The 13,533-nt window shown below is 63.4% G+C and carries 11 protein-coding genes; 1 reads left to right on the forward strand and 10 read right to left on the reverse strand.

What is annotated here, in order from left to right; translation table 11 throughout:
• Positions 1-29 precede the first annotated feature (29 nt).
• The 5 genes from ACWHYV_RS17945 to asnS all read right to left on the reverse strand — a co-directional run bounded on the left by ACWHYV_RS17945 (position 30) and on the right by asnS (position 6,054).
• A complete protein-coding gene (locus ACWHYV_RS17945) occupies positions 30-1,544 on the reverse strand; it encodes a UDP-N-acetylmuramoyl-L-alanyl-D-glutamate--2,6-diaminopimelate ligase (RefSeq protein WP_447977857.1) in 1,515 nt (504 codons plus the stop codon).
• Positions 1,529-3,271, reverse strand: a complete 1,743-nt coding sequence (locus tag ACWHYV_RS17950; protein ID WP_447977858.1) for a peptidoglycan D,D-transpeptidase FtsI family protein — start codon at positions 3,269-3,271, stop codon at positions 1,529-1,531. Before ACWHYV_RS17950 ends, ACWHYV_RS17945 begins: the two co-directional genes overlap by 16 nt.
• Complete coding sequence (gene ftsL, locus ACWHYV_RS17955) at positions 3,268-3,597, reverse strand: cell division protein FtsL (protein ID WP_447977859.1); 330 nt, start codon at positions 3,595-3,597, stop codon at positions 3,268-3,270. The genes ACWHYV_RS17950 and ftsL overlap by 4 nt, the downstream gene beginning before the upstream one ends.
• Complete coding sequence (gene rsmH / locus ACWHYV_RS17960; protein ID WP_447977860.1) at positions 3,594-4,523, reverse strand: 16S rRNA (cytosine(1402)-N(4))-methyltransferase RsmH; 930 nt, start codon at positions 4,521-4,523, stop codon at positions 3,594-3,596. The genes ftsL and rsmH overlap by 4 nt, the downstream gene beginning before the upstream one ends.
• 235 nt (positions 4,524-4,758) lie before the next feature.
• Positions 4,759-6,054: an asparagine--tRNA ligase gene (gene asnS / locus ACWHYV_RS17965; RefSeq protein ID WP_447977861.1), complete on the reverse strand. Its 1,296-nt coding sequence runs from the start codon at positions 6,052-6,054 to the stop codon at positions 4,759-4,761.
• 138 nt (positions 6,055-6,192) lie between these two features.
• Here asnS and ACWHYV_RS17970 point away from each other — a divergent pair, with 138 nt between their 5' ends.
• The gene (locus ACWHYV_RS17970) at positions 6,193-7,239 is read left to right on the forward strand and encodes a hypothetical protein (protein WP_447977862.1); all 1,047 of its coding nucleotides are present in this window, start codon (positions 6,193-6,195) and stop codon (positions 7,237-7,239) included.
• A 25-nt stretch (positions 7,240-7,264) separates the two neighbouring features.
• Here ACWHYV_RS17970 and ACWHYV_RS17975 read toward each other — a convergent pair whose 3' ends face one another.
• From ACWHYV_RS17975 to ACWHYV_RS17995, 5 genes are all read right to left on the reverse strand, one after another.
• Complete coding sequence (locus ACWHYV_RS17975) at positions 7,265-8,287, reverse strand: WD40/YVTN/BNR-like repeat-containing protein (RefSeq protein WP_447977863.1); 1,023 nt, start codon at positions 8,285-8,287, stop codon at positions 7,265-7,267.
• A 31-nt stretch (positions 8,288-8,318) separates the two neighbouring features.
• Entirely contained in the window at positions 8,319-8,774 is a 456-nt protein-coding gene (locus tag ACWHYV_RS17980; RefSeq protein WP_447980750.1) for a YajQ family cyclic di-GMP-binding protein, read from the reverse strand.
• A gap of 54 nt (positions 8,775-8,828) precedes the next feature.
• Positions 8,829-10,820 (reverse strand): carbon starvation CstA family protein, encoded by a 1,992-nt coding sequence (locus ACWHYV_RS17985; protein WP_447977864.1) that lies wholly within the window; start codon positions 10,818-10,820, stop codon positions 8,829-8,831.
• Between the two features lie 331 nt (positions 10,821-11,151).
• Positions 11,152-11,466: a TRL-like family protein gene (locus ACWHYV_RS17990; protein WP_447977865.1), complete on the reverse strand. Its 315-nt coding sequence runs from the start codon at positions 11,464-11,466 to the stop codon at positions 11,152-11,154.
• 127 nt (positions 11,467-11,593) lie between these two features.
• Entirely contained in the window at positions 11,594-13,501 is a 1,908-nt protein-coding gene (locus ACWHYV_RS17995) for an Lnb N-terminal periplasmic domain-containing protein (protein ID WP_447977866.1), read from the reverse strand.
• Positions 13,502-13,533 lie beyond the last annotated feature (32 nt).

The following is a 13,533-nucleotide window of genomic DNA, read 5'->3' on the forward strand; positions in this document are numbered from 1 at the left end:
TCCGGCGGCCCCTGTCCGAAGCGGCGGGATCATCGGCCTCGTTGCTCGATGGCCTCCCGGGCGACCTCCCGATCGTCGAAATGGTACTTGGTCGTGCCGATGATCTGATAGTCCTCATGCCCCTTCCCTGCAATGATCACCATATCGCCGGGTTTCGCTTCCTGGATGGCGGCCCGGATCGCCTGGCGGCGGTCGGGAATCATCTCGTACTGCACGCGCCCGGGCTGAAGCGCTTGATGGACGCCCACCTCCACTTCCTTCAGGATCGCCAGGGGATCTTCGGTTCTCGGGTTGTCGCTCGTCAGAATGACGACGTCGCTGCGCTCCGTCGCCGCACGCCCCATCTTGGGGCGCTTGCCGCGGTCCCGGTCCCCGCCGCATCCGAACACGGTGATGATGCGCCCGCGTTTCAACGCCTGCGCGGCGGACAGCAGCCGGATCAACGCATCCTCGGTATGGGCGTAATCGACGACGACGGTGAAATCCTGCCCTGCCTCGACCCGCTCGAAGCGGCCGGGAACGTTGCCCACGCGCTCGATGCCCACGGAGACCTGCTCGGGCGAGAGCCCTTCGTTCAACCCCACCCCGATCGCCGCCAATACGTTGTAGACGTTGTGCTCGCCGACCAACCGGCTGTGCACCTCGAATCGTCCCATCGGGGTCGCCACGGTCAACGCCGTGCCGTCGACCGAGAGGTGCACTCGCTCGGCCCGGATGTCCGACTCCGCCTTGATCGAGTAGGTCCACACGGGCACGCGGCACGCGGCACGGATCCGTGGCGCCCACGGATCATCGGCGTTGAGCACGGCGCGCTTCCCTCTCTTTCGGCCCGCTTCGTCGAGTCCCGTGAACAGCGCCAGCTTCGCCTGGAAGTACGCCTCCATCGTCCGGTGAAAGTCGAGATGGTCCTGCGTCAGATTGGTAAAGATCGCCACATCGTACTCGCAGCCCTTCGTCCGGTCGAGGGCCAGCGCATGGGACGAGACTTCCATGACGGCGGCATCGAGGCGGGCCTCCGCCATCCTCGCAAGGAGCTCTTGAAGCTCGACGGCCCCCGGCGTCGTGTGCGAGGCGGACAAGCGTTCCACGCCGATTTCGTAGGCGACGGTCCCGATGAGGCCGACCCGCCGCCCGGCGGATTCGAGCACCGCCTTCGCCAGGTACGTGGTCGTCGTCTTTCCATTCGTCCCCGTCACCCCGACCATCCGCAGCCGGGTGGAAGGATCACCCAGGCACCGCGCGGCCAGCGGTCCCAGAGCCGCCCGGGGCTCGAGCACGGCGACGCCCGGGACGCCCAGCCGTCCCAGGAATGACGGATCCTGCACCACGACGGCGGCCGCACCCGACTCGAGCGCCTGGCCGAGGAAGCTGTGCCCGTCCATCCGTTCGCCTTTGACCGCAACGAACAGGGTGCCTCGCTTCACCTTCCTCGAATCGTCCGTGACGGAGGTCGGCACGACGGAGAGATCCCCGTGGCGCGCGGTCACCGCGCCCTGCCGCTCCAACGGCTCGAGAAGGTCGGCCAACGTCAACGCGTGGCCCATGGTGCCTCCGCCTCTGCCGGGGTCCAAGCGACCTTCACCGGCTCCTGCGGCGAGACCCCGAGATAGGGGAGCGCCTGCTCGGCAATCCGTCGAAAGACCGGCGCGGAGACGACCCCGCCCCACGCCTCGGTTTTCGGCTCGTCGATCACGACCACGATCGCCAGCCGAGGCTCATCGGCGGGGACGAAGCCGACGAACGACCCGACGAAGGAGGTCGATGAATAGGCCCCCGTCCGCGGGTCGATCTTTTGCGCCGTCCCCGTCTTGCCGGCGACCCGATACCCGGGCACCGCCGCCTTGCTCCCCGTCCCATGGGTGACCACCCCTTCGAGGATGCCGGTCAATACGCGGGCCGTTCGTTCGGAGATGACGCGCCGGCGCACGGTCGGCTGGGTCTCGGCGACGAGATGCCCCTTCGGATCCCGGATCTCGGCGACGACGTAGGGTTTCATCAGCGAGCCGCCGTTCGCGACCGCGGAGACGGCCGTGACGAGCTGAAGCGGCGTCACGCCGATTTCCTGCCCCATCGCAATCGACGCGAGAGAGCGCCGTCCCCACTCCCGGGGTTCCTTCACGAGCCCGCTCACCTCGCCCGGCAGGTCCACCTGGGTGCGCTCGCCGAATCCGAAGGCCCTGACATAGCGATACAGGCGATCGGGGTCAAGCGCCATGGCGATCTTCGCGGCCCCGATGTTGCTCGACCGCTGGATCACTTCCGCAAAGGTCATCCAGGCCGATTTTTCATGGTCATGGATGATCGTGCGTGCGACCTCGAACCGCCCGTTCTCGCCGTAGAGCAGCGTCTCGGGCGTCATGACGCGCTCTTGGAGCGCGGCCGCCGCCACGATCACCTTCATCGTCGAGCCCGGTTCGTAGGCATCGGTGATGATACGGTTGCGCCAGCGGTCCGCCGTCGCGGCGGCGACGGCGTTCGGGTCGAATTTCGGGCTCAACGCCATGGCGAGCACGGCGCCCGTGGCCGGCTCCATGACGACGGCCATGCCGGCCTTGGCCCGCGTCAGCGTGACCGCCTCATCGAGCTCCTTCTCAGCCACGTATTGGATGAACTCGTCGATCGTGAGGACCAGGTTGTGCCCGGGCGCCGGCGTCCGCTCGTGGATGCCCTTCGGAAAGACCGTCCGGCCGAAGGCGTCGCGCTCGAGCACGATCAAGTGCTTTTCGCCCGAGAGGTGCGCGTCGTACTTTCGCTCCAAGCCCTCCAGCCCCTGCCCGTCCATGCCGGCAAATCCCAGCACGTGCGCGAGCAGCGAGCCGTTCGGGTAGAACCGCCGCCCTTCGAGGACGACGCCGATGCCGCCCAATGAGAGGGCTTCCAGCTTCCGGCCCTGTTCGGGGTCGAGCTTCCGTGCGATCCAGACGAAGCTCCGGTCCTGGCGTAACTTCCGCTCGATCTCCTCCGCCTTGACGTGCAGCACGGTCGCAAGATCACGAGCCACGCCGACCGGATTGTCGAGCGAGGTGGGGATGCCGAACACCGAGGGGACGTCCATGTTGACCGCGAGCACCTTTCCGCGGCGGTCGTAAATCGTCCCGCGCGCCCCTTCCACCGTCACCGTCTTTTCATGTTGCCGATCGGCCTTCACCGTCAGCTCGGCGGCGTCCAAGACTTGAAGGTAGAAGAGGCGCAGGAGGATCGCCGCGAATCCGACCAGCAACACGAAGGCGACGACGACGCGCCGGCCGCGATAGCCTTCTGAGTCGCTCACCGCACCGCCCGCGTCGAGTCGTTCTTCGCGATCCGGATTTCCACGGGCGGCTGGCCCTTGAGGGGAACGTCCGGCTCCAACCGAACCAAACGGATCTGCCCTTGCTGTGGCGGCACCATGCCGAGCTTTTCGGTCGCCGCCTTGGCGATGCGATCGGGAGCGGTCAGGGTGGAGAGCTTGACGCGCAGCTCATCGCGCTCCCGCTCCAGCGCCGACTTTTTCACCTTCAGCTGCTCGATCCGATACCCCAGCTGGACGATTTCCACACGCTCCCATACGTACAGGAGCAGCAAAGACAGCACCGCGAGCGCGGCGACCACTCTCATGCGCACCTCCCCAGAGGCAATCGCTCGGCAATCCTCAACTTGGCGCTGCGCGAGCGCGGGTTGGCCGCCCGCTCGGACGCCGATGCGACGATCGGTTTTTTCGTCACGAGTCGCACCCGGGCCTCATCGCCCTGCGACCACGCGCGAAGACACTGCTTTGCCACACGGTCTTCCAGGGAATGAAAGGAGATGATGCACAGGCGTCCACCCGGAACCAGCGACTCGATCGCGTCCCGGAAGGCGTGCTGCAAGATCTCGATCTCGCGATTCACCGCGATGCGAAGCGCCTGGAACGTCCTGGTCGCAAAGTGAATGCGGCCGCGCCGGTATACCGGCGGCACGGCCTCCCGGATGGCATCGACCAAGTCGAACGTCCTGGTTAACGGACGGTGGGCGCGGGTACGGACGATGGAACGGGCGATGCGACGAGCGTACCGCTCTTCGCCGTAACGATAGATGAGATCGGCGAGCTCGGTTTCGGACAGGGTGTTGAGCAGATCCGCCGCGGTCCCCGGCTGGCGCCGATCCATCCGCATGTCGAGCGGTCCATCGACCATGAAACTGAAGCCCCTCACCGGGTCGTTCAACTGCGCGGACGACACGCCGAGATCGAAGACGACCCCGTCGACACGAGCGACGCCCGCAGCCTGCAGATGCCGCTTCAGGTCGGCGAAGCTTCCCTGGATCAGTCTCACTTGTCTTGCAAACTCCTCGAGACGAACCTTCGCCGCAGCGAGCGCCTCCTCATCGCGGTCGAGCCCGATGGCGAAGCCGTCGGGGCCGACCGCATGCAGGATCTGCAGCAAGAGACCGCCCTGCCCGACCGTGCAATCAAGGTACGTCCCACTTGGTCGGCACTTGAGCCCAGCGAGCACCTCCTCGACGAGAACAGGGATGTGCTCGTATTCATTATCTTTTTCGTGCATTCCACTGCCACCCACTTTCCCCCACTTTCTGGCAGAAGTATACAGGCTTGAATCACGTTGTCAACTAAAAACTTTGTTTTTTAAGGAGATAAAACAACCAATTCCGGAGGTGGTCGTACACGGGGGTCGGACGACGCAAGAACGGCCGGAGAGCCCGGTGACCACATGCCGGATTTGCTTGGCTACGTAAGGAGAACAGGGGTGTCCGCCGACTTCAACCGGCATCCACCGGGGGTCAGGGATAGAGCCGATAGAGCATTCTGGGGAAAGGGATCGTTTCTCGTACGTGGTCCAACCCGCAGATCCAGGCGACGGCTCGCTCGATCCCCATTCCAAACCCGGCGTGGGGGACCGAGCCGTATCGCCGAAGGTCCAGATACCATCGGAACGCGGACTCCGGGAGCTTGTGCTCATGGATGCGCGCGAGGAGCTTGTCGTACTCGTGAATGCGTTGCCCGCCGCCGATGATCTCGCCGTAGCCTTCAGGGGCGAGAACGTCCATGCAGAGGGCCAAGTCCGGACGAACCGGATCGTTCTGCATGTAGAACGCCTTCATGGCCGCGGGATACCGGTGAACGATGACCGGGCGGTCGAACTCCTGCGAGAGCAGGGTTTCTTCGTCGCCGCCGAAGTCCTCACCCAGTTGAATCGGATTGCCCTTCTGTTGCAGACGCGCGACCGCTTCTTCGTAGGTGATACGTGGGAACGGCTTCTGAATCCGCTCCAGCTTCGAGAGATCGCGTTCCAGCAGCATCAACTCCGCGCGCCGCACGGCCAACACCCGCTGGACGATGGACGACAAAAATTCTTCGGCAAGCTCCATGATGTCCGGCAGCTCGGCGAAGGCCACCTCGGGCTCCACCATCCAGAACTCCATCAGGTGGCGGCGCGTCTTGGACTTCTCGGCCCGAAATGTCGGCCCGAAGCAATAGACTTTCCCGAGCGCCGCGGCGGTGGCCTCGCTGTAGAGCTGGCCGCTCTGCGTCAAGTACGCCTTCTCATCGAAGTAGTCGGTCTGGAACAACGTCGTCGTCCCTTCACAGGCATTCGGCGTGAAGATCGGGGCATCGACGAGCACGAAGCCCCGGTCATCGAAGAAGCTTCGGCACGCGCGAATGATCTCGTGCCGGATACGGAGGATGGCCGTCTGCCGGCTGGACCGAAGCCAGAGATGCCGGTGTTCCATCAAGAACCCGGTGGTGTGCTCCTTGGGCTGGATGGGAAACGGATCGGCGATCTGCAGCGGCTCGATCGAGGTCACGTCGAGCTCGAAGCCGCCGTGCGCGCGGGCGTCTTGCCGAACGGTGCCGGAGACGATCAGCGAAGATTCTTGCGTGAGCGCGCTGGACCGTGCAAACTGCTCCTCTCCGACCGTCGCTTTGTTGACGACCGCCTGGATATCGCCGGTGCCGTCCCGCACGATCAAAAATTGCAGCTTGCCGCTCGACCGCTTGTTTCGGAGCCAACCGCGAATCGTCACGCCTTGGCCGACGTGGCGATGAATGTCTTCGATGTATACGGGTCCGCTCATGTCCTCCTCGAGGAACCGCCTGATTTTCGCAGGCTTTTGAACCTATCCGATTCACGACACCGTTTCAAGAGGAAGGCGGGCTTCTTTGACAATTGGCGGATCGGCGATCACACTGTTTCTATCAACCCGGGAGTGCCTATGAGCCGGTATGGATTCGTCGTGCTCGTCCTCGGTGGCCTCGCCAGCCTCGGCATGCCGTCCCTTCCGAGCGACGCCAAGGAATTCGACCCAAACAACCCCTTGAATCCGCCGCCCCCGGTCTATTGGTGCGCGGAGCGCATGCCCGATCGCCAGATCACCACCTCGCCGGAACCCGGCTGTCGGCCGCTCGTGGAGGAAGAGCCGCCGAAAGCGAACGCTAAGAAAAGGGAGCCGCGGGACCCGATCAAGATCCAGGAGATCCAGAACGAAGCCTCACGATTTGCCGCCAAGTACCGGGCATTCCTGGAGTGCTGCGCCGCCCGCATCGACGCCTACGACGACCTCGAGGAATTGGAAGACGAGGCCGTCCATATTTTGAAATCGGTCCAGCAGAAAGGCATCTTCAACAGCGCCGGATTCGGCATCGGATCAGGAGCCGACGGCCTCGGCGGCGGAGCGGGCCAAAGCCCGAAGCTCGGCACCTTTGCCCGGCAATGGACGCTCAGCGAGATCGTCGGGACGGTGGCGCGCGCACGAGACGACTTGCGCCGCTTGAAGAAGCGTCTGGAGGAATTGGCCGAGGCCAAGGACCGCCTCGAGACGCTCGATTACGAGACGGCTGCGCGCGAGCGGCGGAGGATTCAGGAGGATGAAGAGGCCATCGCGCGCGAATTCAAGGCCAAACAGCCGCCCCCGTCCGCGCGGACGGGGATGGAGATTCAAAACACCACGTTGCCGACGCGAATCGGCGGCGACATCGAAAGCACGACGCTCGGCAGCTCGTTCGGGGCGGATATCAACCGCACCGTCTCACCCTATAGCGACGTGCGCGAAGACCTGCGCCCCAGACGAGGGGAGCAGATCCAAGATACGAACCTTCCCACCCGGTTCGGTCCGGCACTCGGCGGCGGCAACACTCCCGAAAGCAACCTTCCGGCTTCGACCGGCTTCGAAATCGGAACCGAGAAAGGGCCGACGGGGCCCTCGAGCAACCCGGTGCGCGTTGGCCCGCACATCGGTGATTCCACGCTGAACAATCCATAAGATCCCACGGCCGGTCCCGCCCGGTTCAGTGAAGCGGCGGCAAGCGGACCCACTGTTCGCCGCCGTTCGGGCTCCGATAGAGTCCGCTGCCGTTCGTGCCGACGTACCACAGCCCCGAGTCGAGCGGACTCTGCGCGAGCGAGCGAACGTTGAGCGTCGCCAACCCCTGGTTCATGGCCTTCCAACTATCGCCCCCGTCATCACTCCGATGGACGCCTTCCCGGCTGGCCACATAGAGGCGATTGGGGACGGCCCGGTCCAGGACCATGGCGCTGAGCATCTGATCGGGCAGTGAGGGGCCGATGCGATGCCAGGCTTCACCGGCATCGGTGGACTTGTAGATGCCGCTCAGCGTCGCCGCATAGATGGTATCGGGCGCGTGGGGATCGACGTGGATCACGGTGACGCCGAGCGCGCGGCTCGACTGCAGCACCTCGGGCGAGACCAGGCCGGTGTTCACCTTTTTCCAATGCTGGGCGCCATCGACGGACTTGTAGACCCCGCCGCTCGTCCCCGCATACATGACGTTGGGCCGGCTGGGATCGAGCGCGAGCGTGACCACCATCAGGACCTCCTTCATCCCCTCCATCCGCTTCTGCCACTGCTCCCCGCCGTTTCGCGACTCGAACACGCCCATGGTCGTCGCCACGAACAGGTGATTGTTGTCCGCGGGATCGAAGACGAACTGGTTGACGACCGACGTGATCGTCACGTCGTCGAGCCCCGCGCGCAACGACACCCACCGCTGCCCCCCGTCGTAGCTCTTGTAGACGGCGTCGCCCTTCGTCCCGGCATAGACGGTCGCGGGATACATCGGATCAATGGCCAGCGCGATGACGCGGGAATGACTCATGCCCTTCGACAGATTCTCCCACGTGGCGCCGCCGTCGCGGGTCTTGTAGATGTAGTCGTTCGTCGCGACGTAGATGATGTCGGGGTTTTTGGGGTGCAGCGCGATGACGACGATCGGGTCGCTCCCGCCGCACCCTCCGATGACGAGGGCGGACAGCAGAAGAAGGAGAGCCGGACCGGCTGTGAGGGAATTCATGGACGCCTGCGTCCGGAGCCGACGCCGTGCATCAGCGGTAATTGATGAACTGGAGATCGAGGCCGAAGTCCTTCTGCTTCAGCACGGCGATGGCCGCTTGCAGGTCGTCCTTGCTGCGGCTGGAGACCCGGACCTGATCGCCTTGAATCTGCGTCTGGACCTTCAGCTTCGCGTCCCGGACCTCTTTGGTGATCGCCTTGGCCTTGTCGTCCGGGATGCCGCTCTGGATCGTGAGGACCTGCCGCACCGTGCCGCCCAAGGCTTCTTCGACCTTCCCGAAGACGAGGGCCTTCACCGAGACGCCCCGCTTGACGCACTTGGCCTTGAGGATCTCGAGGACGGCGTTCAACTTGTACTCGTCGTCCGAGACGACCACGAGCTGGGCTTCCTTTTCCTTCAGCGTCAACTCGGTCTTCGACCCCTTGAAGTCGAACCGTTGGCGGATCTCTTTCAGCGTGTGCTCGACCGCGTTCTTCACTTCCTGCATGTCGACGCGCGAGACGACGTCGAATGAATATTGCTCAGGCACGAGCCCACCTCCTCAACAGCAGCCCCCCGTCGGGAGCTGGAAATCATCGCGCACGGTCAGGCGTCCCTTCACCGCCGACCCTCCGCCCGTCATCACGACCTCGCTGCTCGTAAACGGCTGCTTCAGCACGACGTAGCCATACCACCGGCTCATACTGTCCACGAGCACGATGACCGCGAGCACGGCGACCACGGCGACGAGCGCGGCATCGAGGTAGAGGGCGACGGCTTGCGGACCGGTCGCCGTGCCCCCGGCTTTCGAGAGGAACATCCAGAACATTTCATACGAGCCGACCAGTGTGATGGCGCCGACGAACGTCATCGGAAGAGCCGTCAGCCAGGCGTACTTGATCTTCCAGGCCTTGATCAGCACGGTGGTCGCAATACAGAGCGCCAGCGTGCCGAGCAATTGGTTCGCCGCACCGAACATCGGCCACACCGTGGAGATGCTCCCGGTTCCGATGAGGTACCCCCACGCCCCGACGACCAGGGCGGTGCTGGCGATGACCCCCGGCCACCAGGTGATGATGCGCAACGGGGCGTACAAATGGCCGCCCATTTCTTGGATCAAGTATCGGGCGACCCGGGTTCCCGTGTCGATCGTGGTCAGGATGAACAAGGCTTCGAAGACCAAGGCAAACTGATACCAGTAGGCCATCAGCCCGCCCATCCCAGGCAGCCCGGAAAAGATCGAGGCCATGCCCACCGCCAAAGAGACGGCTCCGCCCGGGCGCCCGGCCACGTCCACTTCGACCAGCCGGGAGAGATCTTCGATCTTCGACACCGGAAACCCCATTTCGGCGAGCGCCCGGGGAGGCAGCATCGTATTGATGGATAAATAATCGCCGGGCGCCAGCACGCATGCCGCGATCAAGGCCATCACGCCTACAAAGCTTTCGAGCAGCATCGCCATGTAGCCTATGGGTGCTTGGCTTTCGCGCTCGATCATTTTCGGCGTCGTGCCGGAGGAGACCAGCGAATGGAAACCGGAAATCGCGCCGCAGGCGATCGTGATGAACAAGAAGGGAAAGAGCGTGCCGGGAATGATGGGACCCGACCCGGAAACGAAGCTCGTCACCCGCGGCATCTCCAACGTCGGCGCCAGCGCGATCACGCCGAGCCCGAGGAAGACCACCACCCCGAGCTTCATGAACGTCGAGAGGTACCCGCGAGGGACCAGCAGCATCCACCCCGGCAAGACCGAGGCGAGAAAACCATAACCGCCGAGCGCCCACACCAGCGTCATCCGTTCGTATTCGAACCACGGAGCCCAAGCAGATTGTGAAACGACGCGGCCCAGAACAACCGCCGCTAGCAGCAAGAGCACGCCGAGGATCGAGACTTCACCGACGCGGCCGGGACGGAACCACTGGAGATACCCCCCCATCAGAAAGCCAATGGGAATCGTCATCGCAATCGTGAAGGTCCCCCAGGCATTGCGGTAGAGCGCATTCACGACCGCGAATCCCAAACCGGCCAAGGCTACGACCACGATGAACAGGACGGCCACGGCCGTCGCGGTCCCGGTCACGACCCCCAGCTCGTCACGGGCGATCTCCGGGAGCGAGCGGCCGTTGCGGCGCATCGAAGCCACCAGGATGATGAAATCCTGCACGGCACCCGCCAAGACCGCGCCGATGACCAACCACAAGAATCCCGGGAGATACCCGAACTGCGCCGCCAATACCGGGCCGAGCAAGGGACCGGCGCCCGCGATCGCTGCAAAATGATGGCCGAACAGCACATACTTGTTGACCGGGTAGAAATTCATCCCATCATGAAGCCGATGGGCCGGCGTGGTACGCTCATCATTGAGCTCAAGGACGCGTCTGGCGAGAAACCGGCCGTAGAAGCGCAGCCCCAGGGCGTAGAAACAAGCGGCCGCGACCACAAGCCAGAGCCCGTTGACCTTTTCGTGGGGATTGACAATACCCGCCACAAACCCGAACGCGACGGCGCACAGGATCGCGACAGACGCCCAGGCGAGCTTCATGAAGAGCGACATGAGCCGGTATCGTAACAAGGCAAGGCAGGGATGTAAACGGAGCAGCCGGCGGCGGCACAAGCAACGACGCGGGACTCATTCAGTCCCGGCGTTTCCTCGCTGCCAAAAGATCAACACGGCGGAGATTCCGGATAGAAGGAGCCGCGGTTCAGCATGATTTGAGCTTCTCAATTGAGACCAGGTTGCGATCCGGCGCATAAGGACGGCGATACGTCCCATTCCTATGCGCACGTTCGTCTTGGCCGCCAAATGAGATCCAAGGGACGAAAGGGGAAGCAGGGAAGGACTCAGAGGAAAGGGCCTCCGAGCGGAGGCCCTTCTCGTCAAGAGATTACTTACCTTTGACGATCGTGCACCAGTCGCCGATGATTCCCAGTATGCTTTTCGCCGAGTGGTCGATGGAGGCCACCTCCGTAATTCCGCCGTTCGCCTTGGCCGCCGCCACACTCGCATCGCCGGTCGCAACGAGGCCGAGAATGGTCTGCGCGCATGCTTTGCCTTCCTTCGTTGCATCGACGTTTCTCGTCGCGAAATCGCCATATTTCGTCTCATTGTAGAACACCCCCAGCAACGGCGAAGCGACGGGCTGACACGCGGTCAGCGTCAGCAGTCCAACGGATGCCACTGCGAGTGACAGTCGTTTCATAGGTCGTCTCCTCTTTGATGATAGAAGGGGTTAAAAGCTAAGGACATCGACGGACTATAAAGACGGCGCCCCCACCTGTCAATCCAATACGCGCTTACATAATCTTTCTGTGCATTATTCAGAGGTGTCAGAAATAAGCATGGACGAGGAACAGGACTTCGTTGTCGTGGTGGTCGCGATGATTGAATTCAGCACGAAGCGCGAAGTTTCGCTGAATGGTATAGCGCTGTCCGAATGACACCCGCCAGTCGTCGGTCCGTTCCCCGAGCGGGAATTTCAGATAGGTCGTTGACAGCAACAGCTTCCAACGCTCGGTGAGGGCGGCGGTCACGCCGAGCGTTCCGCCTCCGCCCACACGATAGTGTTCGTTGTATGCGCCGCTATACGCCGATTCGATTTCCACAAAGGCAAAAAACACTTCCCGGCCGATCAGATGGGCTTCGACGGCCGCACCGATGCCTCCATTGGCGATACCCGCGCTGCAATAGCGGCAGTCGTTATGATGAATGCTCTGCATGCCCACATTGATCTTCCACGACGGGGATTTGAAGAGTGTGTCCATCGGCGACAACGACAGAATGTTCGCCGCGGTAAACCGCTCCAACCGCACCTGTCCGCTGCGTTCGTAATGCCGAAGCGCCGCGCCCAGCAACTCGATCTGGGCGTCGCGCTGGTAGCCTCGCTCGGGGTCGAGGAGATCGTGATACCCGGCCCGCAGGTTGAGCTCCTCGAACAACTCGTCGTTTCGCCACCCGAACCCGACCCCTGCTCGCGAGGTCCGATGGCCCTGCTCCGGAGGGTCCGTGAACGGCAGGATCTTGAAGTCCTCCGAGCGCACCCGGCGCTCGCTTCTCGCCGCCAGGATCGCCCGATTCTTCTCTTTGTATTCGGACGCCCGGCCCTCGTCGCTGACGCTCCGGTACCGCATGTAATCCGAGGCCAAGTCGAGCACGAAGGCTTGCCGTTCGATGGGCAGCCCCTGAAACGCGCTCGACTTCACCGCCTCCACGTCCGACGTGATCGCCAACAGGCGCTCCCGCTCTTCATCGGACAGCCGCTCGCGCTTCCGTTTGATCTGCGTGCTCCGGGAGGGACGATAGACGATGTCGCCCACGAGGCCGGGCTGCTGCGTCAGCAGCCGAACGGTGTCGGCGGGGACCGTCCAGAAGAGGAAGTGGTCCGTCAGGTGCCAGTCCGGATTGGCCACTTCGATCAAGGACAGCAGATGGTAGGAGCAGTTCTCCTTGAAGAAGAAGTAGTCGAAATAGGCGTTCCCCAGCTCCCATGCGTGCATGAGCAGCCGCCGGATCTGCTCCTCGCTCAGGTTCAGCCGGTATTCCCAGATGTCGCGGTTTTCGATGTCCCGATACTCTTGCACCTTCAGATAGTAGGGGATCGTGGAAAAGTAGCCCTTGTAGCCCCCGAACACGCCTTTGATCGCAAACGACACCCCCTCGTTCTCGGGAACGTCCGCGGCATAGTTGATCGTGTAGGCCAGGATGCGCGTCTGCTCCGTCTGCCCTTTCTGATCCACGCGGATGAGCGTGTGCCCGAACATCGAGGACGGGTTGTTCATGTATGCGGAGGGGAAAATGAGCGTGATGGATTGCGGGTTCAGCTCGGCGTACCAGTTGTGAAAGCGCTCGCACGGGATCGGCGGCAGGCGGCGCTCGTCCCAGCCCAACTGCTCCTTGAGCCAGGTGTATCGCGCGATGAACGCGCACTGCGCCGGTTGTTTGGAGCGGCCGACGGGATCGGCCGAAAAGAACTTCGCCAACGTCGCGTTGAGCTCCGCCTGAGGGTTGGTCTTCCCCTCGGGCGCGAGGAAGAAGCCCGGGTCGTCCGCCTCGCTCGTGTATCCGCCCCAGAGGTTCTTGCGATAGTGAAGCAGCAGGTGCCAATAGCGTTGGTCGGCCAACCGCGCGTCCGCGGCGCGGCGGATCAGGTCGGCGAGGTAGGCGGGATCCGGCTGGTCTGCGGCGATCGAGGCTGCGGGCCACGCGAGCAGGAAGGCAACGGCGAAGGCAAGAAGCAAGGGGAAGAGAAACCAGGCCCCCGGCCGGGCCG

It is taken from the genome of Candidatus Nitrospira bockiana (assembly GCF_965152565.1).